The 25,668-nt window shown below is 61.2% G+C and carries 25 protein-coding genes; 9 read left to right on the forward strand and 16 right to left on the reverse strand.

What is annotated here, in order from left to right; translation table 11 throughout:
- Positions 1-163 precede the first annotated feature (163 nt).
- The 5 genes from H043_RS0102345 to H043_RS0102365 form a co-directional block, all read right to left on the reverse strand.
- Complete coding sequence (locus tag H043_RS0102345) at positions 164-1,396, reverse strand: MFS transporter (RefSeq protein ID WP_027610551.1); 1,233 nt, start codon at positions 1,394-1,396, stop codon at positions 164-166.
- Complete coding sequence (locus H043_RS0102350; protein WP_027610552.1) at positions 1,389-2,366, reverse strand: diiron oxygenase; 978 nt, start codon at positions 2,364-2,366, stop codon at positions 1,389-1,391. The genes H043_RS0102345 and H043_RS0102350 overlap by 8 nt, the downstream gene beginning before the upstream one ends.
- On the reverse strand, positions 2,363-3,436 hold the full coding sequence (locus H043_RS0102355) for a SagB family peptide dehydrogenase (protein ID WP_027610553.1): 1,074 nt from the start codon (positions 3,434-3,436) through the stop codon (positions 2,363-2,365). The genes H043_RS0102350 and H043_RS0102355 overlap by 4 nt, the downstream gene beginning before the upstream one ends.
- 438 nt (positions 3,437-3,874) lie before the next feature.
- Positions 3,875-5,071 (reverse strand): class I SAM-dependent rRNA methyltransferase, encoded by a 1,197-nt coding sequence (locus H043_RS0102360; protein ID WP_027610554.1) that lies wholly within the window; start codon positions 5,069-5,071, stop codon positions 3,875-3,877.
- Positions 5,072-5,321: 250 nt separating this feature from the next.
- Positions 5,322-5,861 (reverse strand): type 1 glutamine amidotransferase domain-containing protein, encoded by a 540-nt coding sequence (locus H043_RS0102365; protein ID WP_027610555.1) that lies wholly within the window; start codon positions 5,859-5,861, stop codon positions 5,322-5,324.
- Between the two features lie 228 nt (positions 5,862-6,089).
- Here H043_RS0102365 and H043_RS0102370 point away from each other — a divergent pair, with 228 nt between their 5' ends.
- The 3 genes from H043_RS0102370 (at position 6,090) to H043_RS0102380 (ending at position 8,120) form a co-directional block, all read left to right on the forward strand.
- A complete protein-coding gene (locus H043_RS0102370; protein ID WP_171061892.1) occupies positions 6,090-6,902 on the forward strand; it encodes an HDOD domain-containing protein in 813 nt (270 codons plus the stop codon).
- 12 nt (positions 6,903-6,914) lie between these two features.
- Positions 6,915-7,727, forward strand: coding sequence for a bifunctional DNA-formamidopyrimidine glycosylase/DNA-(apurinic or apyrimidinic site) lyase (gene mutM / locus H043_RS0102375; protein ID WP_027610557.1), 813 nt, complete (start codon positions 6,915-6,917; stop codon positions 7,725-7,727).
- A 69-nt stretch (positions 7,728-7,796) separates the two neighbouring features.
- Positions 7,797-8,120: a hypothetical protein gene (locus H043_RS0102380; RefSeq protein WP_027610558.1), complete on the forward strand. Its 324-nt coding sequence runs from the start codon at positions 7,797-7,799 to the stop codon at positions 8,118-8,120.
- Positions 8,121-8,271: 151 nt separating this feature from the next.
- On the opposite strand, the gene H043_RS0102385 is transcribed toward H043_RS0102380, so the two are convergent.
- The 5 genes from H043_RS0102385 to H043_RS0102405 all read right to left on the reverse strand — a co-directional run bounded on the left by H043_RS0102385 (position 8,272) and on the right by H043_RS0102405 (position 12,973).
- Positions 8,272-8,523: a YfhL family 4Fe-4S dicluster ferredoxin gene (locus H043_RS0102385; protein WP_003195146.1), complete on the reverse strand. Its 252-nt coding sequence runs from the start codon at positions 8,521-8,523 to the stop codon at positions 8,272-8,274.
- Between the two features lie 135 nt (positions 8,524-8,658).
- The gene (gene coaD / locus H043_RS0102390; protein ID WP_003229157.1) at positions 8,659-9,138 is read right to left on the reverse strand and encodes a pantetheine-phosphate adenylyltransferase; all 480 of its coding nucleotides are present in this window, start codon (positions 9,136-9,138) and stop codon (positions 8,659-8,661) included.
- Positions 9,139-9,253: 115 nt separating this feature from the next.
- Positions 9,254-10,849, reverse strand: a complete 1,596-nt coding sequence (locus H043_RS0102395) for a GMC family oxidoreductase (protein ID WP_027610559.1) — start codon at positions 10,847-10,849, stop codon at positions 9,254-9,256.
- A gap of 119 nt (positions 10,850-10,968) precedes the next feature.
- Positions 10,969-11,514 carry a hypothetical protein gene (locus H043_RS0102400; RefSeq protein ID WP_027610560.1) on the reverse strand — a complete coding sequence of 182 codons (546 nt, stop codon included), beginning with the start codon at positions 11,512-11,514 and terminating at the stop codon, positions 10,969-10,971.
- A 28-nt stretch (positions 11,515-11,542) separates the two neighbouring features.
- The gene (locus H043_RS0102405; protein WP_027610561.1) at positions 11,543-12,973 is read right to left on the reverse strand and encodes a coniferyl aldehyde dehydrogenase; all 1,431 of its coding nucleotides are present in this window, start codon (positions 12,971-12,973) and stop codon (positions 11,543-11,545) included.
- A gap of 145 nt (positions 12,974-13,118) precedes the next feature.
- Between H043_RS0102405 and H043_RS0102410 the strand changes: the two genes are divergently transcribed.
- Positions 13,119-13,790: a TetR/AcrR family transcriptional regulator gene (locus H043_RS0102410; protein ID WP_027610562.1), complete on the forward strand. Its 672-nt coding sequence runs from the start codon at positions 13,119-13,121 to the stop codon at positions 13,788-13,790.
- Between the two features lie 31 nt (positions 13,791-13,821).
- Entirely contained in the window at positions 13,822-14,676 is an 855-nt protein-coding gene (locus H043_RS0102415) for a sulfurtransferase (protein ID WP_027610563.1), read from the forward strand.
- Positions 14,677-14,787: 111 nt separating this feature from the next.
- Here H043_RS0102415 and H043_RS0102420 read toward each other — a convergent pair whose 3' ends face one another.
- From H043_RS0102420 to H043_RS0102440, 5 genes are all read right to left on the reverse strand, one after another.
- Complete coding sequence (locus tag H043_RS0102420; protein WP_027610564.1) at positions 14,788-15,627, reverse strand: AraC family transcriptional regulator; 840 nt, start codon at positions 15,625-15,627, stop codon at positions 14,788-14,790.
- Positions 15,624-16,619 (reverse strand): hydrolase, encoded by a 996-nt coding sequence (locus H043_RS0102425; protein WP_027610565.1) that lies wholly within the window; start codon positions 16,617-16,619, stop codon positions 15,624-15,626. Before H043_RS0102425 ends, H043_RS0102420 begins: the two co-directional genes overlap by 4 nt.
- 162 nt (positions 16,620-16,781) lie before the next feature.
- Positions 16,782-17,393, reverse strand: coding sequence for a 16S rRNA (guanine(966)-N(2))-methyltransferase RsmD (rsmD, locus tag H043_RS0102430; protein ID WP_027610566.1), 612 nt, complete (start codon positions 17,391-17,393; stop codon positions 16,782-16,784).
- Positions 17,393-18,880 (reverse strand): pitrilysin family protein, encoded by a 1,488-nt coding sequence (locus tag H043_RS0102435; RefSeq protein ID WP_027610567.1) that lies wholly within the window; start codon positions 18,878-18,880, stop codon positions 17,393-17,395. Before H043_RS0102435 ends, rsmD begins: the two co-directional genes overlap by 1 nt.
- Complete coding sequence (locus tag H043_RS0102440) at positions 18,873-20,228, reverse strand: pitrilysin family protein (RefSeq protein ID WP_027610568.1); 1,356 nt, start codon at positions 20,226-20,228, stop codon at positions 18,873-18,875. Before H043_RS0102440 ends, H043_RS0102435 begins: the two co-directional genes overlap by 8 nt.
- 344 nt (positions 20,229-20,572) lie before the next feature.
- On the opposite strand from H043_RS0102440, the gene ftsY reads away from it, so the two are divergent.
- The 4 genes from ftsY to rpoH all read left to right on the forward strand — a co-directional run bounded on the left by ftsY (position 20,573) and on the right by rpoH (position 24,747).
- Positions 20,573-22,087, forward strand: coding sequence for a signal recognition particle-docking protein FtsY (ftsY, locus tag H043_RS0102450; protein ID WP_027610569.1), 1,515 nt, complete (start codon positions 20,573-20,575; stop codon positions 22,085-22,087).
- Positions 22,084-22,755: a cell division ATP-binding protein FtsE gene (gene ftsE / locus H043_RS0102455; RefSeq protein ID WP_003229148.1), complete on the forward strand. Its 672-nt coding sequence runs from the start codon at positions 22,084-22,086 to the stop codon at positions 22,753-22,755. The genes ftsY and ftsE overlap by 4 nt, the downstream gene beginning before the upstream one ends.
- The gene (gene ftsX, locus H043_RS0102460; RefSeq protein WP_007964135.1) at positions 22,752-23,777 is read left to right on the forward strand and encodes a permease-like cell division protein FtsX; all 1,026 of its coding nucleotides are present in this window, start codon (positions 22,752-22,754) and stop codon (positions 23,775-23,777) included. Before ftsE ends, ftsX begins: the two co-directional genes overlap by 4 nt.
- Before the next feature lie 115 nt (positions 23,778-23,892).
- Entirely contained in the window at positions 23,893-24,747 is an 855-nt protein-coding gene (gene rpoH / locus H043_RS0102465; protein WP_003229146.1) for an RNA polymerase sigma factor RpoH, read from the forward strand.
- A 198-nt stretch (positions 24,748-24,945) separates the two neighbouring features.
- On the opposite strand, the gene mtgA is transcribed toward rpoH, so the two are convergent.
- Complete coding sequence (gene mtgA / locus H043_RS0102470) at positions 24,946-25,668, reverse strand: monofunctional biosynthetic peptidoglycan transglycosylase (RefSeq protein ID WP_027610570.1); 723 nt, start codon at positions 25,666-25,668, stop codon at positions 24,946-24,948.

A 25,668-nucleotide genomic window follows, 5' to 3' on the forward strand; every position in this document is an offset into this window, starting at 1 on the left:
CGATGACTTTGCGGGATCGCCGCTTGCCTCAGCCTGAGCTCATAAACCCGCCGGGGGATGAATGGCGATGAATCAGCCGATTCTACACCGCTGGCGTCTGGAGGGAATGGCGCAAAGTGTTGTTCCAGTGCCGACGGTGCGTATGGCATGACGACCGGCAGGCTCAATCGCTGCCGAAGGGCGTGACCGCGCCGTTCTCGATAATGCTGGCGCGATGGCTGATCCGCTTGTTCAGCGCCAGCGCGATGCAACTGAGCAGGACAAAACAGTAGCCGAGAGTGGCCTGCAGGTTGCCTGGACTCAGGCTGATCAGCGCACTGATCAACCCGCCGCAAATGAAGATGATCGTGCTACCGGCCGAGGCCGAAGTACCGGCGTTCTCCGGAAACAGGCCCATGGCGCGTGAGGTGGCGGCCGGGCGTGCAATGGTGGTGCCGGCGGTGCAGATCAGCATCGGGATCAATACCGTGACGGGCGAGAGTGCGAAGTACTGCGACAGTAATAGCATCACCAGCCCTGCCAGCAGAATCAGGCCCAACCCGGCCACGATCTGTTGCGCAGAGCTGATGCGCCGGCTCAACAGCGTGGCGGCAATCCCGCCGGTCACATACGCCGCACCGTAGATCAGCAGGATCAGTGAGAAGTCATAGGCTGAGAGCTGCAACTGATCCATGAAGATCAACGGCGAAATGACGATGAACGAGAAGTGGCAGGCGAACGCGAAAGCCGAAATCAGCCAGTAGCCGACGAACTCGAAATCCCCCAGCACTCGCCGGTAGGCGCTGAGAAAGTTGAGCGGTGTGCCCTTGGCGACTGGCCGACCGCCGTCCAGAAACAGCCAGGCTTTGAGCAACACCACCGCCGCCAGTGCGATGAACAGCCAGAAGCTGCCACGCCAGCCCAGGGTCGCCTGCAGAAAGGTTCCGGCCAGCGGTGATATGGAGATGAAGATCCCGGTGGCGGTCACCATCAGGATCCGCAGGCGATCGCGCTCTGCGCCCTCGAACAGATCCTGCACCAGCGCCTGTGACAGGACGAAACAGCCACAACCGATGGCCTGCACGATGCGAAAGGCCATGAACAGCGTGTAGTCGCTGGTCATTACGCAGCCGATAGCGCCGAGGATCGAGACAGCCATGCCGGCGAGCAGCAAGCCCTTGCGCCCGATGACGTCGGACAACGGCCCGATCAGCAGTTGGGCAAAGGCGATGCCCACCGCGAACAGGCTGATCGACAGGGCGATGTCGGTCGGAGTGCTGGCGAAGTGTTCGGCCAGCGCCGGGAACGACGGCAGCAGGACGTCCAGCGGAAACACCCCCAGCAGCACCATGGCCAAAAGCAGGCTGATCGCCCCGCGTCGTTGTCGGGTCGTTACCACCGTTCTTCCTTCAAGCATCGATCAGTCCTGCCTTGGCGAAAAGTTTGCGGTTGTTGGGTAGCGCGAAGAATCCGGCTTTTTCGAGTGCAGCAAGCGTAGCCGTTGCTCCGGATCGGGCACGCTGGCGGCTGGCCTGTTCGTTGGTCAGGCTGTCGAGGATTTCCTTGATCGCACCTTCGCCAATGCCGGCGCGGCGCAGGCTTTGGTGCAGCCATTGCTCGTCGACTTCGAAGAAGGTCGCCAGGGTCTCCAGCAAGGTTCTGGCCGCAAAGGCGCGCTGGCGGCTGTTCAGGGTCAACCAGAGGTAGTGAAAGACCTCGGAAAAAAAACGGCTGTGGCGCGCTTCATCCGCGAGGTGGTCGCGCAGCATGTCGTTCACGCTGCTGACCAGCGTTTCCCGACACACATCCAGCAACTCCCGGGCAATGATGGTTTCGGAGACGAAGCCGAGCAGAAACCATGCCAGCGGGCGTTTGCTCTCCGGCGTTCGGGCGATCTGACCGGTCAGGCGGGTGATGCGCAGCGGCATCTGTGGACGACCGGTGAAACCATGCAGTTCGGCGATCTGTTCGGCCAGATGATGGGAGAACAATGCGTGATAACCCTCGTCGGTATAGAGCTGCAGCGCGGCGGTTTTCATCCTTGACGGAATGTGCGCGGGCAACTCACCGTGGACGATGGTTTCCACGGCGCGGTTGACGATGCGGTGTTCCAGCAGCGTGGTGTAGTCGAGAAAGTGCACCAGGTGGTTGGCAGCCAGCCGATGCATGACCTTGCTGCCTGCGGCTTCGATCGCCGGGTGGGACAGATACGGCAGGAATGCCGGCGGAAACCAGAAGCGGGTTTGCAGTTGCAACTGCAGGTCTGCCGGCAACTGGTAGTCGTGCCGGCTGGTGCGTACCGAGGCGTGGTTGTTCCAGTCGCCGAGGGTGAATCGAAGCGCCCAGGACTCTGGCGCTTCGGGCTGGTCCACGGTTGATGCGCTCATTTGCGCGTCTCCTGCAACAGGTCGCGCATTTCCTGACACATCGCCTGACCGTCGCTGGCGCCGCAGCCGACAAAGAACAACGGTTGTTCAGCGCTGCCTTCGAGTTTGAGCAGGGCTTCGACCTGGCGGTCGGCGAATGCCCCGGTCAGCCACGTTCCCAGGCCCAGCGCTGTGGCCACCAGTTGAAAGGTTTGCGACAGATGACCCGCCTCGACAAACGCCATGCGATAGGCGCGTGAGTGTTCATACTTCCACCAGAGCTTGTCGAAACGAGCGGTGATGAACAGACCCAGTGGCAGGTTATTGATGAAGTGCTGACCCGCCAGCAAATGACCCAGCGCGTGGTCGGGCAAAGGATTGACCCGGCTGAGTGCGTGTTCTGCCGGGTGATAGGCGTAGACACCCGGTTCCAGGCCCTCGATATTGCGTGCCAGAAGAAACCCTTCACAGGCATTCAATCCTCCACCCGACGGGCTGCTGCGCCGGGCACCGAGGCCTTCGGCGATGCTCTCGTCGCGGTCATTGTCGCGATGGCGAAGAAAGCCCAGCGAGAGGTACAGCAGTGTACCGACGTCATTGAGGGTGATCGCTGCGCCAGTGAAGGAGCGGCAGGTTTTTCTCAGGCGCAGGACATTGCCCAAGCTGGCAACGGTCAGGGCCGCGGAGGCGGGCAGGGCGATTCGAGGTTCGTCTTGAGGTGTCGACCGATCTAGTGCGGGGGCCGGTGTAGTCAGCACCGCGTTGCAATGGTTCAGGTATTGCCTGGACCACTCGTGAATATTCTGGGGTGTCTGTTCGCAGGGAATGTTCTGGGTGCCAATATGATAAATCTTCGACAATTCATCCCAGCCCCATGGCGGACCGTCTATTTTTGCAACGGTTAATATGCCCGCGTTCAGAAGTTGTGAGTCTATTATGTTGCGTCTGTCGAACTGTTCCGGGTTATTGATAAGTTGTGAAAGTCGACAAGAGTAAGTCAGGTCAAGTTCATGTTGGGTGTGGTCTTTATAGTTCCAGACTATTTGTCCGGGCGTGCGCGGCAATATGAATAAATAGGGATTGATATGCATGTTGTGTTCATCGCTCTGGAACGGGTCGGAAGAACGCTGGGGTGCCGGCACTCCCCAGCGTTCTGGCTCACTTAGCGGGCTTTAGGTGCAACCAGGAAGGCCAGGTTTGCGATTTGGTTGGTTTCCAGAGTAATTGCTTTCATAAGTATGAACTCCTTGTTCATTGAGAGTGAATGTCACCGTCGTGGTGACAACTTAATAATAGGTTGTAATGAATTATTGGCAAGTGATACTTGGGTAGGAAATTTCTATTAATTTTGTCGGAGTGGGCGTGCTGCAAGGGCAAACTTGTAAGTATTAGATGTTGAAATGTAATGCGCAGGGAAATGTCCTGCATGCATGTAGGAAGTTAGTTGTAGGAAAGAGGAAGAAATTCGACGACATTGCATCGCCGTAAAGCCAACGGGAAGCCCGCAGGCTCCCCGTTTCATGGGCCGATCAGCTGTTAGGCAGCAGGCGGCAGGTGATGCTCTTGATGTAGCGAGTCTCGGCGATGGCCGGGTGTACCGGGTGGTCCGGGCCCTGACCGCCGCGCTCGAGCATCTGGATGTTGCGGTCCAGGTGACGGGCGCTGGTCAGCAGGATGTTCTGCAGATCGTCCTCTGGCAGGTGCATGGAGCACGAAGCGCTGACCAGAATGCCGTCCTTGGTCAGCAGGCGCATGGCTTGCTCGTTCAGACGACGGTAGGCGCCTTCACCGTTCTTCATGTCTTTCTTGCGCTTGATGAACGCTGGCGGGTCGGCAACGATCACGTCGAAACGTTCTTCGCTGGCCTTGAGTTCCTTCAACGCTTCGAAGACGTCGCCTTCGATGCAGGTCATCTTGTCGGCGAAGCCGTTCAGCGCGGCGTTACGCTCGACGCCGTCGAGGGCGAAGCCCGACGCGTCGACGCAGAACACTTCGCTGGCGCCGAACGCGGCAGCCTGCACGCCCCAGCCACCGATGTAGCTATAGAGGTCGAGGACGCGTTTGCCTTTGGCGTAGGGGGCGAGGCGGGCGCGGTTCATGCGGTGGTCGTAGAACCAGCCGGTTTTCTGGCCGCCGATGACCGGTGCTTCGAATTTCACGCCGTTCTCTTCCAGGGCCACCCACTCCGGCACCAGGCCAAACACGGTTTCGACGTAGCGGTTGAGGCCTTCGGCGTCACGGGCGGCGGAGTCGTTCTTGAACAGAATGCCGCTTGGCTTGAGCACTTGGGTCAGTGCAGCGATCACGTCATCTTTGTGCGCTTCCATGGTTGCCGAGGCAATCTGCACCACGAGGATGTCGCCGAAACGGTCGACCACCAGACCCGGCAGCAGGTCGGAATCGCCGTACACCAAGCGGTAGAACGGCTTGTCGAACAGGCGCTCGCGCAGCGACAGGGCCACGTTCAGACGATGCACCAGCAGCGACTTGTCCAGAGGCAGCTTGATGTCGCGCGACAGCAGGCGCGCGCAGATCAGGTTGTTCGGGCTCATCGCGACGATGCCCAGCGGCTTGCCGCCCGCGGCTTCGAGGATCGCCTGATCGCCGGCCTTGAAGCCGTGCAGTGGCGTGGCGGCCACATCGATTTCGTTGCTGTAGACCCACAAGTGGCCGTTGCGCAGGCGACGGTCGGCGTTGGCTTTGAGGCGCAGGCTAGGCAGGGACATGACGTCGCTCCGGAAAAAAGAGCGGGAGTATACCGTGTTGCTCGGCCTGATTGGCTGGTGAGTGGACATGTGGCAAGTCATTGCCGGTGGAAGACATTACCTGTGGCGAGGGGATTTATCCCCGATCGGCTGCGCAGCAGCCGCAAACCCCCAACGCAGTTTTCTGACTGACCGCGTGAGTCGATCTGGGACAGCTGCGCTGTCCATCGGGGATAAATCTCCTCACCACATAAACTCACAAGCCCACAGATCAGGCCGACAGCGCGTCGATCAACTCCTTGTTGAACGCCGGAATATCATCCGGCTGACGGCTGCTGATCAGATGACCGTCCTTGACCACTTCCTTGTCGACCCAGTTGGCCCCGGCATTGACCAGGTCATCCTTGAGTGTCTTGAAACTGGTCATGGTCTTGCCGTTGACCAGCCCGGCGGAAATCAGCAACCAGCCGCCATGGCAGATCACCGCAATCGGTTTGCCGGCGGAGGCCCCGGTTTTCACCAGATGCTGGGCGTCCTGGTCGATGCGGATGGTGTCGGAGTTCTGTACGCCGCCCGGCAGGACGATCGCGTCGTACTGCTCGCTGCTGGCGCCTTGAAAGGTCTGATCGACCTTGAAGTCATCCGCCGGTTTGTCGTGGTTCCAGCCTTTGACCTTGCCGGCCTCGGCCGAAAGGATGTCGACCTGGGCGCCGGCCTGCTCCAGTGCTTGCTTGGGCCCGGTCAGTTCGACCTGTTCGAAACCGTCTGTTACTAAAATGGCGACGCGTTTGCCAGTGAGGGAAGTAGCCATCGATAAGCTCCTGAGTCTGCGGGAAATTACCGCCGAGCCGGTGCTTGATTGTCCGGTCGGCGTTACAAAGTCCGAAGCCTGAGCGTGAATGAAAGTTCCTGACAATTGCCCACTGGTGTGTCGTCCTGCGGTTTTTAGAGGTTAGAATCGCCGCCTGTCCCAGAGTGTGTACTTATGTCCCAAGAGCTGACCACCGAACAGATTCAACAATCCCTGCAAGGCATCAGCGTGCCCGCGCAGCCGCAGATCATGGTGGATCTGCAGATGGAGCAGTACATGCCCGACCCGGACCTGGAGGTGATCGCCAAGCTGATCGCCCAGGATCCCGGCCTGTCCGGTTCTCTGCTGAAAATCGTCAACTCGCCGTATTACGGCCTGAGCAACAAGATCACTTCGATCCAGCGTGCGGTGAATCTGTTGGGCAGCCGTTCGATCATCAACCTGATCAACGCGCAGTCGATCAAGGGCGAGATGAACGATGACACCATCGTCACCCTCAACCGTTTCTGGGACACCGCCCAGGACGTGGCGATGACCTGCCTGACCCTGGCCAAGCGCATCGGCACCCAGGCCGGCGACGAAGCTTATGCCTTGGGGCTGTTCCACGACTGCGGCGTGCCGTTGATGCTGCAGCGCTTCCCCAACTACATGTCGGTACTGGAAAAGGCTTACGCCAATGCCAGCGCCGAATGCCGGGTGGTGGACACCGAGAACGCCGAGTTCAATACCAACCACGCCGTGGTCGGCTACTACACCGCCAAGTCGTGGCGCCTGCCGGAACACGTCAGCACGGCGATCGCCAATCACCACAATGCGCTGGCGATCTTCAGCGACGAATCCTCGCGCAACAGCCAGATGAAGAATCTGCTGGCGATCCTGAAGATGGCCGAGCACATCTGTGCGTCTTATCGGGTGCTGGGCAACCAGACCGAAGACCACGAGTGGAACAGCATTGGCCCGCTGATTCTCGATTACGTCGGTCTGTCGGACTACGATTTCGAAACCCTCAAACAGACGATCCGCGACCTCGGCGCGCATTGATTCGAGAACGTCATGCCTGAATTGCCGGAAGTCGAAACCACCCGCCGGGGCATTGCTCCGCACCTGGAAGGCCAGCGCGTCAGCCGGGTGATCGTGCGGGATCGTCGGCTGCGCTGGCCGATCCCCGAAGACCTCGATGTGCGCCTGTCCGGGCAGCGCATCGTGCTGGTCGAGCGGCGGGCCAAGTATTTGTTGATCAATGCCGAAGTCGGCACGTTGATCAGTCACTTGGGCATGTCGGGCAACTTGCGGCTGGTGGAAGTCGGGTTGCCGGCGCTCAAGCATGAGCACGTCGATATCGAGCTGGAATCCGGTCTGGCGCTGCGCTACACCGATCCACGCCGTTTCGGCGCGATGCTGTGGAGCACCGATCCGCTCAATCACGAACTGCTGATACGCCTCGGGCCGGAGCCATTGACCGATCTGTTCGACGGTGAGCGCCTGTTCCAGCTGTCGCGCGGGCGTTCGATGGCGGTCAAGCCGTTCATCATGGACAACGCGGTGGTGGTAGGCGTCGGCAATATTTACGCGACCGAAGCGCTGTTCGCCGCCGGGATCGATCCGCGCCGCGAAGCCAAAAGTATCTCCCGGGCGCGGTATCTGAGGCTGGCGATCGAGATCAAACGCATCCTCGCCGCAGCCATCGAACGCGGCGGCACTACGTTGCGGGATTTCATCGGCGGTGACGGGCAGCCCGGCTACTTCCAGCAGGAACTGTTTGTCTATGGTCGCGGTGGTGAGCACTGCAAGGTCTGCGGTACTGGCCTGCGGGAAGTGAAGCTGGGGCAACGGGCCAGTGTGTTCTGTCCGCGCTGCCAGACCTGAGGCAAAAATCTGAAAAAGTCCTACGGTCTATAGTGAGTGGTCTCACTGTTCAGCCCGAAGGATCGTGCCATGAAGTCCTTGCAAGTCCTCTTTGCCACACTGTTGCTGTGTTCCAGCCTGGCCGTTCAGGCCGCGGAGCATGGCAGCGGTGATCCGCGCTACACCATCCAGAACCCTCCCGCCTACGCCATGATCGGCGATTTGCTGATTGCCCGACCTTTATTGGTGGTGGCAACGGTGCTGGGTGCGGGGGTGTTTGTAGTGTCATTGCCGTTTACCGCGCTGGGTGGCGGGGTAGGTGATGCGGGGCAGGCGCTGGTGGTGGATCCGGCGAAAGCGGCGTTTGTGCGGTGTCTGGGGTGTACGGGGGAGGGGTTTGAGCAGCGCGAGTGAGCTGATCCGAGATCAGCGGTGTTATTGATGGCCTTATCGCGGGCAAGCCCGCTCCCACAAGGATTTCGGTGTTAACACGATTTGTGTATCACCACACAACCCTGTGGGAGCGGGCTTGCCCGCGATGGCGTCGGAACAGGCGCTGAAGGACTCAGGCCTTGCCGGTAATCTTGCGGTACTTTTCCATCAACTGTTCTTCAGTCTCAGGATGCGCCTCGTCCAGTGGAATGCAATCCACCGGGCAGACCTGCTGGCACTGCGGTTCGTCGTAATGGCCGACGCACTGGGTGCACAGGTTCGGGTCGATCACATAGATCTCTTCGCCTTGAGAAATGGCGGCGTTCGGGCACTCGGGTTCGCAGACGTCGCAGTTGATGCAATCGTCGGTGATGATCAGGGACATGCTAACTCCAGCCGGGGCGGCAGGCCCGGGCGCAATAAATCAATGCGCGCAATTGTGCCGCATTGGCGCCCGCAGTGCACGCGGCTGCGATCAAGGGCTGAAATCAAAAGCCAAGATCGCAGCCTGCGGCAGCTCCTACTTTTTGAAGCGCAGGGTCAGGGCATCGGCCACGGCCGGGTGCACGAACTTGCTGATATCGCCGCCCAGCGCGGCGATTTCCCGCACCAGCGTCGAGGAAATGAACGAATAACGCTCGGACGGGGTGAGAAACAGACTCTCGACGTCCGGGGCCAACTGGCGGTTCATGTTGGCCAGCTGGAATTCGTATTCGAAGTCCGACACCGCACGCAGGCCACGCAGGAACACATTGGCGTTCTGTTCCTTGGCGAAATGCGCCAGCAGCGTCGAGAAGCCGACCACTTCGACGTTGGGCAGGTGTTTGGTGACCTCGCGAGCCAGCTCAACCCGTTGTTCCAGCGGGAACAGCGGGTTTTTCTTCGGGCTGGCGGCGACCGCAATGATCACGTGATCGAACAGGCGCGAGGCGCGTTCGACCAGATCGCCATGCCCTTTGGTAATAGGGTCGAAGGTACCTGGGTACAACACTCGGTTCATCGCGTCGTCCTGGCGGGAGTCCGTTGGGGAGTCGGATGGTATCGCAGCCGTCCCGGTCGGCCAAGTCGCCTGTTGGGTAAGAAAGCACTATAGACGACGCGATAAACCGGTTTTTTCACGGATTTCTCAGCCGATCGGCGAGGGCAGTCGCCAATTGTGCTGTCAGCCCATACACCGACAATTGCGGGTTGGCGCCAATGCTGGTGGGGAACAGCGAGCCGTCGTGAATCGACAGATTGCTCAGTTGATGATGCCGGCCAAGGCTGTCGGTGACTGCGTTTTTCGGGTCTTCACCCATTGCGCAACCGCCCATCACGTGGGCACTGCCCAGCCGCGTGCGATACAGCTCAAGGCTCAGAACGTTGATCAGCGTGCGGGCTTCGGCCAGGGTTTTCACGTAGCGCGCATCGGCGTGCATCGGCATTACGGCTTTGGCGCCGCCGGCAAACTGGATCTCGGCCATGCTGTGAAAGGCGCGGCGCAGGCCCTCCCAGGCATAAGGCGAGACTTGATAGTCGAGCACCGGCGAGCCATCACCGCGCAGTTCGACACTGCCGCCGGGGCTGTCCGGGTGGAAACCGTCGCGCAGCAACGCGAGCATCGCGTGGGTGTGCGGCAGGTCGGCCATGTGTTCGGCATTCTGCTGGCCGAAACCGCCGAGCAAGGTTGCGGCCAGTGCCGGTTGCAGCGGTGGCACTTCGAGTTTGTAGCCCATCGGCCCACTGGTGCCGTCCTTCCACTGGAAATGATCCGAGTAGATCGACTGCGGCGCGCCGTAGAACGGGTTGATCACCTCGTCGAAACGCCCGGCGGACATGTTCACCAGATGCAGGAACGTGCGTTTGCCGAGGCGCTGATGCGGATCCGGTGCATCCGAGCGCAGCAGCAGTGCCGGGCTGTTGATGCCACCGCCGGCCAGCACGTAATGCCGGGCCTTGACCGTGATTTTGCGTCCGGTCGGCGCAACGCAACGTTCGTCCATCGCCACGCATTGCAGGCCAGTGATCTTGTCGCCACTGATCAGCAGTTTTTCCGCGCGGGCCAGGTACAGCAACTCGCCGCCCTTTTCCAGGGTCGCCGGAATGGTGGTGACCATCATCGACTGCTTGGCGTTGGTCGGGCAGCCCATGCCGCAATAACCGAGGTTCCAGCAGCCACGCACGTTGCGCGGGATCACGTGCCAGCTGTAGCCGAGATGCTCGCAGCCCTTGCGGATCACGTCGTTGTTGGCATTGGGCGGGACCATCCACGGCGCGACGCCGAGGCGCTGTTCCATTTTTTCGAACCACGGCGCCATCTCGGCCGGGCTGTGACCTTTGACGTTGTGCTCCCTGGCCCAGTGCTCGAGCGTCGGCTCGGGCGTGCGGAAACTCGACGTCCAGTTGATCAGCGTGGTGCCGCCCACCGCGCGGCCCTGGAGGATGGTGATCGCGCCGTCCTTGCTCATGCGGCCGATGCCTTCCTGATAGAGGCTGCTGTAGGCCTGGTCTTCGAGCATTTTGAAGTCGGAACTGGTCTTGAGCGGGCCTTCTTCGATCAGCAGCACTTTGTAACCGGCGGCGCTGAGGATTTCTGCCGTGGTGCCGCCACCGGCACCGCTGCCGATGATCGCCACATCGGCTTGCAGCGTCAGGTCGGCGGTCAGCTGTGCGCCGTTGTAGGTTTTCCAGCCACGGGCGAGGCCTTCGCGGAACGGGTCGGGTACGGGCATTGATCAGGTTCTCTTGTTCTTGTTGTTCTTGCGGGTCCCTTCGCGAGCAGGCTCGCTCCCACATTTGCACCGCAGCCCCCTGTGGGAGCGAGCCTGCTCGCGAAGGGCGCGACTCGGTTTCAAACAGTAGGCGGGCCGGGGTAGCCGCAATGGCCCCAGGACTCGGCGCGGGTGTACCAGGCCATCATCACCATCTGCTGCAATGAGCTGTGGCCCATGCGCAGCAGGCTCAATGAACTGTTCTGCCAGCGCTCGAGGAAGTGGCGCATGGCCTCGGGGCTGGCGTTTTCCCAACTGCCCCAAATGCCCGTGAGCGGCCCGCGGGTGACCGCCATGGCCAGCACGTCGAACAATTGCCGGGTGAGTTTGAGCATCTCCGGCGACAGGTGATCGAGGCTGTAATCCAGCGATTTGAGGGTGCCATCGACGGCGCCGGGCATTTTTTCGCTCGCCACGGCGCCTTCGAGCATCACCGGAATCAGTGCGCGCAGAAACAGCAGGTCGCCGTCGCGCAAAGTGACGAAGCCATTGGCCGCGACACTTGATGAACAACCACTGAGGCTGGCGCCGAGGCCGGCGGTGGCGAGAAATGCTGTGGCACCAAGGCTGAACTTCAGCAGGCCACGGCGCGACAGGGCAGGTGTATCGGTCAGGCTTGGGTGCATTGTTGTTATTACCCGGCGGTGACGATGATTAGCGGATGAACAGCTTCTGGATCAGCTTCTGAATCGATTTGCCGTAAGGCGGGTAAATCAGCCTGGCGGCATTGAAGCGCTGTTTGATCAGCACGCCTTTGGCCTTGCTGAAGGTCAGGAAACCTTCGTGGCCGTGATAGTGGCCCATGCCCGACGGGCCGATGCCGCCGAACGGCATGTCGTCCTGCGCCACGTGCAGCAGGGTGTCGTTCAGGCACACGCCGCCGGAGTGGGTTTCGTGCAGCACGCGATCCTGCTCGCGCTTGTCGTAGCCAAAGTAGTAAAGCGCCAGAGGACGCGGGCGCTGATTGATGTAGGCAAACGCCTGATCGAGATCCTGATACGGCACGATCGGCAGCAACGGGCCGAAGATTTCGTCCTGCATCACGGTCATCTCGTCAGTGACATTGAGCAGCAGGCTGTGCGGCATGCGCCGGCCCTGGCCCTGTTCGAACAGCGGGATCAGCAGCGCGCCCTTGCTCGTGGCGTCGCTGACATAACCGTTGAGCCGGGCCAGTTGGCGCTCGTTGATGATCGCGGTGTAGTCCGGGTTGTCGGCGAGGGTTGGATAGAAACTGTTGACCACCTGACGATAGGCCTCGACGAACGCGCCGACGCGGTCTTGCGGCACCAGCACGTAATCGGGGGCGACGCAGGTCTGCCCGGCATTCAGGGTTTTACCGAAGGCGATGCGTTCGGCGGCGTCCTTGAGCGGCACGTCGCGGGAGACGATGGCCGGGGACTTGCCGCCGAGTTCGAGGGTCACCGGGGTCAGGTTTTCCGCTGCGGCGCGCATCACGTGTTTGCCGATGCTGGTGGCGCCGGTGAACAGCAGGTGATCAAAGCGCAGACGGGAAAACGCCACGCCGACATCGGCCTCGCCAAGCACCACGCAGACCAGATCTTCGGGGAAAATTCGCCCCAGCAGGGTTTTGAGCAACTGGCCGGTGGCCGGGGTCGATTCGCTGAGCTTGAGCATCACCCGGTTACCCGCCGCCAGTGCGCCGACCAGCGGGCCGATGGCCAGGTACAACGGGTAGTTCCACGGGACGATGATGCCGATTACGCCGAGCGGCTGATACACGACTTTCGCCGACGCCGGTTGAAAGGCCATGCCGACTTTGCGTCGCGACGACTTCATCCAGCCCTTGAGATGGCGGCTGGCGTAATGAATGCCGTGCAGGCTGGGCATCAGTTCGGCGAGCAGGGTTTCATCGGCACTGCGATGACTGAAATCTGCGCTGATAGCGTCAATCAGGGCCTGGCGCTCATCGCTGAGCAACTCGCGCAACGCCTTGAGCCACTGCTGGCGCTGGTCTGCCGCTGGCATCGGGTTGGCGGCATAGGCGGCGCGCTGTGCCGCGAACAGCCGATCCAGCTCTTCCAGGGGCTGTTGCAGTGTTTGCAGATAAGCAATGTCGGCAGTCATCGTCGGCTCCGGATTTATTGTAGTGATGACTTTCTAGAGTCTATGCTCTAGAAAGTCAAATGACTTCCCGACACAGCTTTGTTTTATCCAGTTCCGGTTAGGTCGTAAGATGCCCCTCACCGCACTCTGAATTAAAGCTCAAGCCATGGCCCCACGAATAAAAACCAGCGAGCGCATCGTGCAGAACAGCCTTGAACTGTTCAATCAGCAGGGCGAGCGCAGCATCAGCACCAATCACATAGCCGCGCACATGGAGATTTCTCCGGGCAATCTGTACTACCACTTCCCGAACAAGCAGGCGATCATCGCCGTGCTGTTCAGTGAGTACGAGACGCTTGTGGACAGCTTTCTGCGCCCGCCGCAGGGGCGTGCCGCCACCGTCGAAGACAAGCGCTATTACCTCAAGGAGCTGCTGTCGGCGATGTGGGGCTACCGCTTTCTGCATCGCGATCTCGAACACCTGCTCGACAGCGACCCTGATCTGGCCGCGCGCTACCGACGTTTTTCCCAGCGCTGCGTGATTCAGGGCATGGCGATCTACGAAGGCTTCGTCGCCGCCGGCATTCTCAAGATGGATCGGGTGCAGATCGAATCCCTGACGATCAATGCCTGGATCATCCTCACCTCGTGGGTGCGCTTTCTGTGCACCACCCGGGAAAACTCCAACCACCTCAGCGAACAGGCCATCAAGCGTGGCGTGTATCAGGTGCTGGTGCTGGAGGCCGGATTCGTCACCGATCAGGCCCGCGAAGAGGTGAATGCCTTGTTCGACGAGTTCTACGTGCCGCTGGCCCAGGCCCTCGAGGAAGGGCGCTAAACCATTTCGAAGTCGCTCACAGGAGTCCGTTATGCCGATTGCGCAACTGCTCAGCCCGAATGCACTGGATGCCCGCAAGGAGCAGCCGGGGCTGGTGATTCTCGATTGCCGTTTTGCCCTTGAAGACCCGGATTACGGGCAGCGCAGCTACGCCGAAGGGCACATTGCCGGCGCCCGTTTCGCCGACCTTGAGCGTGACCTCAGTGGCAAGGTGGTCAAAGGCGTGACCGGGCGCCACCCGCTGCCCGAGCCGGCGGCATTGATCGAGCGCCTACAGGCCTGGGGCATCAATGCCGACAGCGATGTGGTTTTGTACGACGACGGCCCCGGTGTCTATGCGGCCCGCGCCTGGTGGTTGCTGGCGTGGCTGGGCAAGCGCGATGGCGTGTTCATTCTCGACGGCGGGCTGAAGGCCTGGCACGCGGCGGGTCTGCCGCTGAGCCTGGATGCGCCATCGGTCACCCGGGGCAACTTCAGTGGTCAGCCGGAAATGAAACTGCTGCTGAGCGCCGAGCAATTGCACAAGCGCCTTGATCAGCCATCGCTGACGTTGCTCGACGCCCGGGCCTTGCCGCGCTTCAAGGGTGAGGTGGAGCCGATCGACCCGATTGCCGGGCACATTCCCGGCGCGCAGTGCGCAGCGTTTACCGAGAATCTCGGCAGCGACGGGCGCTTCCTGCCGGCGGAGCAGCTCAAGCAGCGCTTTGCCGCGAAACTCGGCGAGCGTTCGCCTTCGGAGCTGGTCGCCTATTGCGGCTCCGGGGTGACGGCTTGTCACAACCTGTTTGCGTTGTGCCTGGCGGGGTATCCGCTGGGTTCGCTGTATGCCGGGTCGTGGAGTGAGTGGATCAACGAGCCTTCCCGAGGCATCGCCACGGGCGAATAAAGTCACCATACCCCCAATGTGGGAGCGGGCTTGCTCGCGAAAGCGTTGTATCAGCAGGCATCATTATCGACTGAAACACCGCTTTCGCGAGCAAGCCCGCTCCCACAGGGGTTAATCGTCGCTGACAGGTTGTCGGGCACTGCGATACGCCGCCGGCCCCACGCCATACACCTGCTTGAACTGCCGGCTCAGATGACTCTGGTCGGCAAAGCCCAACTGCATGGCGACTTCCACCGGCAGGCAACCGTGCTGCAATAAACCCCGGGCCGTGGCGATGCGCTGCTGCATCAGCCAGGTGTGTGGCGGCATGCCGGTGGCGCGGCGGAACACCCGGGCGAAGTGGAAGGGCGACAGGTTGACCGCAACCGCCAGTTCTTCCAACGATGGCGGCGCCGCGAGTTGCGCATGCAGCAGTTCCTTGGCCATTACCACCGCACGATGCTCCTTGCCCGGTTTGCCGTTGATCTGCACCGCCGCATGCCGCTGCAACAGCAGCATCATCATCTCGCGCCATACCGTTTGCTGTTGCAGTGCTGTGGCGGGGCTTTCCAGCAAGCGATGCAACTGACAGAAACCGTTGACCAGATCCGGGTCGCGGTACAGCGTTGCGCCGAAGGCCGGCATCGGCGCGGTGGGCAGTTCCAGTTCTTCGAGCAGTGAAACGATCTGTCCGGTATCGGGATAAAACGCCCGGTACAGCCAGCCGTCCTCGGTGCCCTTGTGCCCGGTGTGCAATTCGTCCGGGTTGATCAGCACCAGCGTGCCGCTGCCGGCCAGGTGTTCGGCACCGCGATAGCGATAACGCTGGGCACCGGCCATGATCATGCCGATCACATAGCCGTCGTGCACGTGTGGGGCGAAGCGATGCTCGATGTAGCGCGCCGACAGCAACTCGACCCCGGCCAGCGGCGCGGTTTGCCAGAATCGGATCGACTCGCCCTGATCGCTCATGACGTCACACGGGCCAGCCACTGCGGGATGCGCCGTTCCAGGTAGTAACCGGGCTGGCGCAACGTGCCATCGACAAAGCCGACATGCCCACCCTTGGCCTGCAGCTCGAACCGGGTGCTGGCGGACAGCTCTTCGGCCGTCGGCAGGCTGTGGGGAAACACGAACGGATCGTCAGCCGCCTGAATGATCAGAGTCGGGGTGCGGATTTCACCGAGAAAGTAGCGACTCGATGCCTGTCGATAGTAATCCTCGGCATCGGTAAAACCATGCAACGGCGCAGTGATCCGGCCATCGAAGTCCCAGAAAGTCCGCATGTTCTCCAGCGAACCGAGCGCCGCCAGAGCCGCCAGGCCATCCTCGCGTCCGTCATGCTGGAACTGACGTTGCTTGTTCTTGATGTAGGCGACCATCTCGCGCATGAAGTGCGCCTGATAGACCTTGGAGAAGCCTTGACCGATGCGGTCGGCGCACTGATCAAGGCGAAACGGCACCGACACCGCCACTGCACCGAGCACGCCGCTGTCGCTGCCGGTCTCGCCGAGATGCTTGAGCAACACATTGCCGCCCAATGAGTATCCGACTGCATACAGCGGCGCCAGCGGGCGCTTGGCGCGCAGGTGTCTGATGGCTTCGGCGAGGTCTTCGCTGGCGCCGGAGTGGTAACTGCGCGGCAGCAGGTTGGGTTCGCCGGAGCAACCGCGCCAGTTCAGCGCGACGCTGGCCCAGCCTTGCGTGGCGATTGCCGCCTGAATCCCGGCGACGTAGGGTGAATTTGAAGAGCCGGTCAGCCCGTGCAGCACCAGCACCAGCGGCGCCTCGGCGCTGTGCGGGCCATGCCAGTCGAGATCGAGGAAATCCCCGTCGTCCAGCCACAAGCGTTCACGCTCGCGATCAAGGTGGACGGTTTTGCGCCAGAGCGGCCCCCACAAGGTTTGCAGGTGCGGATTGCCGAGGCCGAAGGCGGGGGTAAAGCGATCTGAAGAAGCGGGCACGATGATTCTCGATGCAGCTTTGTGGGCAGAGTACGCACGCTTTTGTGGCGAGGGAGCTTGCTCCCGCTGGACTGCGCAGCAGGCCTCGCTGCTAAAAAAGGGGCCGCTACGCGCCCCAGCGGGAGCAAGCTCCCTCGCCACAGATTTAGCGCAAACTTTCAGTTAACCGGCGATCTCTGCCATACGTTGCCACAACGCGTAGTACACCCGCCCGGATTTCTGCTCGCGGTGCAGGCGCCAGTTGCCCGGCAGACCCAGCGTCGAAGGCGCGGTCTCGCTTTCAGTGTAGATCCACGAATCCGGCGCCAGCCATTGGCGCTCTTCCAGCAGGGTGCAGACGGCCGGAAGCAGGTTCTGGTTGAACGGCGGATCGAGGAACACCAGATCAAACGGCGTGGCGACCTGGGTTTCCAGATAGCGCAGCGCATCGGCGGTCTGCACCTGACCATTGGTGCAGCGCAGGGTACCGAGGTGTTCTTTCAGGCTCGAAACAGCAACGTGGCTGGCATCCAGCGCCTGACCCATGGCCGCGCCACGCGACAGTGCTTCAAGAAACAGCGCGCCGCTGCCGGCGAACGGGTCCAGCACCTTGGCCCCGGCCACATACGGTGCGAGCCAGTTGAACAGGGTCTCACGCACGCGATCCGGTGTCGGGCGCAGGCCGGGTGCATCGGGGAAGCTCAGTTTACGGCTGCGCCATTCGCCGCCGATGATGCGCAACTGGTTCACGCCGTTGTGAACGTTCTGCGCAGGTTTTTTAGGACGAGTAGCCATTAATGCTCCGGAACCCCGAGCGGTTGCTCGGCGGGTTTATCAGATGGGGCCGGTAACGGCTTTTGCGGCACGGTCGGGCCAGCGCTGACGATGACCAGTTTGTCCGTGCTCAGGTGTTTGTTCATCGCGTCTTTGACCTGCTCGACAGTCAGGCTCTGGGACTGACGCATGAAGTCGTCCAGATAGCTCAACGGCAGATTATAGAAGCCCATGGCGCCCAGTTGGCCGACGATATCGGCGTTGCTTGCGGTGGACAGCGGGAAGCTGCCGGCCAGCTCGCGCTTGGCGTCGTCGAGTTCTTTCTGGGTCGGGCCGGTCTTCAGATAATCGGCGAGCACGTCCTGCACCAGTTTCAGCGTGCCTTCGCTCATTTCCGCGCGGGTTTGCAGGTTGATCATGAACGGGCCGCGAGCCTGCATCGGGCTGAAACCCGAGTACACGCCGTAGGTCAGGCCACGCTTCTCGCGCACTTCGCTCATCAGGCGGGTGCCGAAACCGCCGCCACCGAGGATCTGGTTGCCCATCGACAGCGCCGCGTAATCCGGGTCGTTACGGTCGATGCCCAGCTGCGCGAGCAGCAGGTTGGTCTGCTTCGACGGGAACTCGATGTGATTGACGCTGGCTTTCGGTTCCTGCGGCTGGGCGATTTTCGTCAGCGCCGGGCCTTTAGGCAGGGCGCCGGAGACCTGATTGGCAATCGCCTCGGCTTCGGCGCGAGACAAGTCACCGACCAGCGCGATCACCACGTTGCCGGCCGCGTAGGCCTTGGCGTGGAATTCACGCAGTTGCGCCAGAGTGATCTTCGGCACGCTCTGCGCATTGCCGTCACTGGAGTGCGCGTATGGGTGATCGCCGTACAAACGCTTCATCAGCTCGAGGCTGGCGAGTTTGCCGGGGTTCTGTTTCTGGTATTCGAAACCGGCGAGCATCTGGTTCTTGATGCGCGCGAAGGAGTCGGCCGGAAAGGTCGGTTTGCCCACCACTTCGGAGAACAGCTTCAGCGCCGGTTCACGTTGCTCGGCGGCACTCAGGCTGCGCAGCGAAGCCAGCGCCATGTCCTTGTAGGCGCCGTTGCCGAAATCCGCACCGAGGCCTTCGAAACCTTGGGCGATGGCGCCGACGTCCTTGCCGGCCACGCCTTCGTTGAGCATGGCGTTGGTCAGGACTGCCAGACCCGGTGCATTGCCGTCCTGACTGCTGCCGGCGGCGAAGATCAGGCGCATATCGAACATCGGCAGCTCATGGGCTTCGACGAACAGCACCTTGGCGCCTTCGGCGGTGTTCCAGGTCTGCACGTCGAGCTTGCGGCTGGCCGGGGCCTTGCCATCGAGTTCGGCCAGCGATTGCAGCTTCTGGGTGGTCTTGGCGTTGTCCAGTGCTTCGCTGGCGCCGGTTTTGACACCGGGCATCAGATAGAACGCGGCGGAGCCGATGACCGCCACGGCGATCAGGCCGAGCAACAGGCGTGGGGATTTGCGCTCACTCATGAGTCGTCTCCAGTGGCAGGACATGGGCGACGCTGAGACGTTCGCGGGTGAAATACAGCTTGGCGGCGTTCTGGATGTCTTGCGGGGTCACGCTTTCCAGGTCGGCGAGTTCGGTGTCCATCAACTTCCACGACAGCCCGACCGTTTCCAGTTGGCCGATGGCGGTGGCCTGACTGGTGATCGAATCACGTTCGAACACCAGACCGGCAATCACTTGTGCCCGCACGCGCTCGAGTTCTTCGGCGGACGGTGCGGTGGTTTTCAGCTGTTCCAGCAGTTTCCACAGACCGGCTTCAGCTTGCGCCATGGTCTTTTTCTTCTGGGTGTTCGGCGTCGCCGACAGGGTGAACAGGCTGTCGCCACGGGTGTAGGCGTCGTAGCTCGACGAACCGCCCGAGACCAACTCTTCGCCGCGCTCCAGTTGCGTCGGGATGCGCCCGCTGTAGCCGCCGTCGAGCAGCGCCGAGATCAGGCGCAGGGCGTTGACCGAGCGCTTGTCTTCAGCAGTGGCAATGCTTGGCACGTTGAAGCCGAGCATCAGGCTGGGAAGTTGGGTCTGCACATGCAGGGTGATCTGGCGCTCACCCGGCTCGGCCAGTTCCAGCGGTTTCTTCGCCGGTGGCACGTCGCGCTTGGCAATCGGCCCGAAGTAGCGTTGGGCGAGGGTCTTCACTTCATCGGGGGTGACGTCGCCGACCACTACCAGCGTGGCGTTGTTTGGCACATACCAGGACTGATACCAGTGGCGCAGCTCTTCGACCTTCATCCGGTCCAGGTCGGCCATCCAGCCGATGGTCGGTGTGTGGTAGCCGCTGGCCGGGTAAGCCATCGCCTTGTAACGCTCGTAAGCCTTGGACATCGGCTTATCGTCAGTGCGCAGGCGACGCTCTTCCTTGATGACTTCGATTTCCTTGGCGAACTCCTCAGCCGGCAGGCGCAGATTGGCCATGCGGTCGGCTTCCAGTTCGAACGCTACGCCCAGACGGTCGCGGGCCAGCACTTGGTAATAAGCGGTGAAATCGTCGCTGGTGAAGGCGTTTTCTTCGGCGCCCAGGTCGCGCAGGATCAGCGAGGCTTCGCCGGGACCGACTTTCTCGCTGCCCTTGAACATCATGTGCTCAAGCGCGTGGGACAGGCCGGTCTGGCCCGGAGTTTCGTAGCTGGAACCGACCTTGTACCAGACCTGCGACACCACCACCGGCGCGCGATGGTCTTCGCGCACGACGACCTTCAGGCCATTGTCGAGGGTGAATTCGTGGGTCGGTTGCGGGTCGGCCGCCAGGGCCGAAAGGGGCAGGCAGACTGTGCTGAGCAGCAGGCCTGCAGCGCGGCGGGCTAGAGCATTCATTCGTTTTTTAACCTGTTGGGCTGCCCGCTTGGTCTTAGCGTCGGCGGGCGAGAGGGTGCTAGGATACTGATCCGTTTTACCGGCGACCACGCCTATCAGGTTTTCAGGCCTGATGCGGTTGTATAGGTTGGCGGCAGAAAGCTGCGGTTTATCGACTAGACTTCGCTTTTTCGCCGATTTTGCCGGTTTAGTCCTTCGTTAATACGAATCTTTGGGGTGCCGCTGGCGCCTCGACAAAATGTTGCGCGTGAACAAGCTGGATGAAACACAGTCTGTTCTGCATCGAATATTTATTTGCCGGGGCGCCCTTATGGCGCGTCGCTACCGTGAGATAGCCGTCCTCCATGTTTGGTTCCAACGACGACAAGAAGACCCCAGCTGCGGCTGGCGAGAAGAAAAGCCTGTTCGGATGGCTGCGTAAGAAACCGCAGGAACCCGTCGTCGAACAGCCGCCCGCGATTCCTGAACCGGCTCCGACGCCAGCGCCTGCTATAGAAGAAGAACCGGCGCCGATCGTGCTGCCGATTGCCGAGCCGGTGCTGCAACCGGTCGAGCCCGAGCCAGAACCTGAAACCCCGGTAGCGGCCGAGCTGCCACTGACTCCGGCGGCCGAGCCGTGGCTGACCTTGCCGGTGGCGGAAGAGCCGGTGGCCTTGGTCGAAGAGGCTGCGCCGCATGTGACGCCGCCGATTCCTGCACCTGCCGCGTTCGTCCCTGAAGTCGCTCAGGCGCCATTGGTTGAGCCGGTTGTCGAGCCTGCTCCGGTTGTTCCCGAGCCAGAGGCCCCGGTGTTCGTTGCCCCTGTTGCGCCGGTCGTGCAGCAGCCCGAGCCTGCACCTGCACCTGCACCGGTCGTCGCTGCTCCGGTGGTGCCGGTAGACGTGGTTGCTGAAACGCCAGTGGAAGCCCCGCGCAGCGAAGAAACCAAAGTCGGCTTCTTCGCCCGCCTCAAGCAAGGTCTGTCGAAAACCAGCGCCAGCATCGGCGAGGGCATGGCCAGCCTGTTTCTCGGCCGTAAAACCATTGATGACGATTTGCTCGATGAGCTGGAAACCCGTCTGCTGACCGCCGACGTCGGTGTCGAAGCCACTACGCAGATCATTCAGCGTCTGACCCAGAAGGTCGCACGTAAAGAGCTGGCCGACGCCGACGCGCTGTACAAGTCGTTGCAGGCCGAGCTGGCGGCGATGCTCAAGCCGGTCGAGCAGCCGCTGAAAATTGCCTCGCAGAACAAGCCGTTCGTGATTCTGGTGGTCGGCGTCAATGGCGCTGGCAAGACCACCACCATCGGCAAACTGGCGAAGAAGCTGCAACTGGAAGGCAAGAAAGTCATGCTCGCCGCCGGTGACACCTTCCGCGCCGCTGCCGTTGAGCAGCTGCAGGTCTGGGGCGAGCGCAACAAGATCCCGGTGATCGCCCAGCACACCGGCGCCGACTCTGCTTCGGTGATCTTCGACGCCGTGCAGGCCGCCAAGGCCCGTGGCATCGACGTGTTGATCGCCGACACCGCCGGTCGTCTGCACACCAAAGACAACCTGATGGAAGAGCTGAAGAAAGTTCGCCGGGTGATCGGCAAGCTCGACGCCGACGCACCGCACGAAGTGCTGCTGGTACTTGATGCCGGCACCGGTCAGAACGCGATCAACCAGGCCAAGCAATTCAACCAGACCGTCGAACTGACCGGCCTGGCGCTGACCAAGCTTGACGGTACCGCCAAGGGCGGGGTGATTTTCGCCCTGGCCAAGCAGTTTGGCCTGCCGATCCGCTACATCGGCGTCGGTGAAGGCATCGACGATCTGCGTACCTTTGAAGCCGAACCCTTTGTCCAGGCACTGTTTGCCGAACGGGAGCGTTCATGATTCGTTTCGAACAGGTCGGTAAACGCTACCCGAACGGTCACGTCGGCTTGCATGAGCTGAGCTTTCGAGTGCGTCGTGGCGAGTTTCTGTTTGTCACCGGTCACTCCGGTGCCGGTAAGTCCACGCTGTTGCGCCTGTTGCTGGCGATGGAGCGTCCGACCAGCGGCAAACTGCTGCTGGCCGGGCAGGACCTGAGCACCATCAGCAACGCGCAGATTCCGTTTCTGCGTCGGCAGATCGGCGTGGTGTTCCAGAATCACCAGTTGCTGTTCGATCGCACGGTGTTCAACAACGTCGCGCTGCCGCTGCAGATTCTCGGCTTGTCCAAGGCCGAAATCGCCAAGCGCGTCGATTCGGCGCTGGAGCGCGTGGCGTTGTCGGATAAAACCGATCTGTACCCGGGCGACCTGTCCACCGGTCAGCAACAGCGCGTCGGCATCGCCCGCGCCATCGTCCACCGTCCAGCCCTGCTGCTGGCGGACGAACCGACCGGTAACCTCGACCCGCGTCTGGCGGCCGAGATCATGGGCGTGTTCGAAGACATCAACCGCCTGGGCACCAGCGTGCTGATCGCCAGTCACGACCTGGCGCTGATTGCGCGCATGCGCCACCGCATGCTGACCCTGCAACGCGGCCGACTGATCGGCGACGGGGAGGCCGGCGTATGAGTGCGACACGCAGTCCGAAGGTATCCGAGCGCGTGGCCCCGAAAGCCGCCGACCCGCAACCGCCAAAGAAGAAAAAACACGACGATGACGACGGCCCGGACTTTTCCACGCTGTTGCGTTCGTGGATCGAAAGTCACCGTGCCAGCCTGCTCGACAGCCTGCGGCGCCTCGGCAAGCAGCCGATCGGCAGCTTCTTCACCTGCATGGTGATGGCTGTGGCGCTGAGCCTGCCGATGGGCTTGTCACTGCTGATCAACAACGTCGAGCGTCTCGGCGGTTCGTGGCAGCGTGCGGCGCAGATTTCGCTGTACCTGCAGCTGGATGCCACGCCCGCGCAGGGTGAATCGTTGCGCGAGCAGATCAAAGGCATGCCCGGCGTCGCTGATGCCGAATATGTCGGTCGTGATCAGGCGCTGGAAGAGTTTCAGCAGCAGTCCGGTCTGGGCGAAGCCCTGCGCGAGCTGCCGGAGAACCCGCTGCCGGGCGTGGTGCTGGTGACCCCGAACGAGGTCGACAAGCCGACTCTGGAAGCATTAAGACAAAAACTTTCCGAGCTGCCGAAGGTACAACAGGCGCAACTTGATCTAGTCTGGGTCGAGCGTCTGGCCGCCATCCTCAAGCTTGGTGACCGTTTTGTCTTCGGTCTGACGGTGCTTTTGGTGTCTGCATTACTTTTGGTGATAGGCAATACCATTCGTCTTCATATTGAAAACCGCCGCACAGAGATAGAAGTGATTAAACTCGTCGGCGGCACTGACAGCTATGTACGTCGCCCCTTCCTTTATATGGGCGCGTTGTATGGCTTCGGTGCGGGGGTTCTGTCCTGGGGTGTGCTGGCGTTCGGCCTGAACTGGCTGAACGACGCGGTGGTTGGACTGGCCGGCTTGTACGGCAGTGATTTCGCGCTGGCCGGAGTGCCAGTTGCCGACGGTCTGTCGCTCTTGCTTGGCGCGGTGCTGTTGGGTTATATCGGTGCATGGATTGCAGTCGCACGTCATCTCAGGGAGCTGGCGCCGAAGTAGAATCTTTTTTGCGCGTGATTGACCTTGCGGTTTTTTTGGGAACTTGTACTTGAATTCCCGGTCAATTTTTCGCAGTGCCGAGAGGCACGAGTATGTAAGTGGGAGGTTTTTTCGCATGACCAATTCTTTGCAACCTGCGTACGCGTTGGTTCCGGGTGCGAACCTGGAAGCCTATGTGCACACCGTCAACAGCATTCCATTGCTGACGCCGGAGCAGGAGCGTGAACTGGCCGAGAGTCTCTACTATGAGCAGGATTTGGGGGCGGCTCGGCAGATGGTGCTCGCCCACCTGCGATTTGTCGTACACATTGCCCGTAGCTATTCCGGCTACGGTCTGGCTCAGGCTGACCTGATCCAGGAAGGCAACGTCGGTCTGATGAAGGCGGTAAAACGCTTCAACCCGGAAATGGGTGTGCGTCTGGTGTCGTTCGCCGTGCACTGGATCAAGGCGGAAATTCACGAGTTCATCCTGCGCAACTGGCGCATTGTGAAGGTCGCGACCACCAAGGCCCAGCGCAAGCTGTTCTTCAACCTGCGCAGCCAGAAGAAACGTCTGGCGTGGCTGAACAACGAGGAAGTCCACCGTGTGGCGGAAAGCCTTGGCGTCGAACCACGTGAAGTGCGCGAGATGGAAAGTCGCCTGACTGGCCATGACATGGCCTTCGACCCGGCTGCAGAAGCTGACGACGACAGCGCTTTTCAGTCGCCGGCCAACTACCTGGAAGACCACCGGTACGACCCGGCGCGTCAACTGGAAGATGCCGACTGGAGCGACAACTCCAACCACAACCTGCACGAAGCGCTGGAAGTGCTGGACGAACGTAGCCGCGACATCCTCTACCAGCGCTGGCTGGCAGAAGAGAAAGCCACGCTGCACGACCTGGCGCAGAAGTACAACGTGTCGGCCGAGCGAATCCGTCAGCTCGAGAAGAGCGCGATGAACAAGCTCAAATTGTCGATCGCCGCATAACCGGCGCTCAGGCAATAAAAAACGCCCCGATCAGCGATGATCGGGGCGTTTTCATTTCTGTTTCAACACAAATCCCTGTGGGAGCGAGCCTGCTCGCGAATGCGGTTTATCAGTGACATCAATGCAAGCTGGCACACCGCTTTCGCGAGCAGGCTCGCTCCCACATGGGATTTTCAGGGTTTGGATGAATGTGGCCTGCTATTGCGCCCAAGGCGCCCGACGCGAATCATCAAGCCCTAGCAGATAGCTGGTCCCGCCCAACTGGCTCATCTGCTGGCGAATCCACCCGGCCCGGCGCGATACATAGGCCGTCGGATGGCTGGCGCTCCACACTCGCGGGTTAGGCAGCACCGCCGCCAGATAACTCGCCTGCTGACGCGACAGTGACTTGGCGCTGACACCAAAGTGATGGCGTGCTGCGGCTTCGGCACCAAACACCCCGTCATCCCACTCGACGCTGTTCAGGTAAACCTCAAGAATCCGCTGCTTGGGCCACAACACCTCGATCAGTGCGGTAAACCAGGCTTCCAGGCCTTTGCGCAGATAGCTGCGACCGGACCACAGAAACAGGTTCTTCGACACTTGCTGGCTCAGGGTGCTGGCACCGCGAATCGAACCGCCGAGTTCGTTGTGGGCCAGCGCAGCCTGAATCGCGCCGAAGTCAAAGCCCCAGTGCTCGGGAAATTTCTGGTCTTCGCCGGCCATGACTGCGACCTTGAGATCGTCGGAGATCTCGTCCCACGGTTTCCAGGTGCGCTGCAGGTCAATCGGCTCGCCGTCGACCCAGGATTCGACCTTGCGCTCGACCATCAGCGCCGTGCCCGGCGGCGGCACGAAGCGAAACAGCAACACCAGCAATACACTGCCGCCCGCGAACCAGAGCAGGGCCTTCGTGAGACGACGCAAAAGTGAACGCAGCAT

This window comes from Pseudomonas sp. URIL14HWK12:I6, assembly GCF_000514195.1.
Classification (GTDB): domain Bacteria; phylum Pseudomonadota; class Gammaproteobacteria; order Pseudomonadales; family Pseudomonadaceae; genus Aquipseudomonas; species Aquipseudomonas putida_A.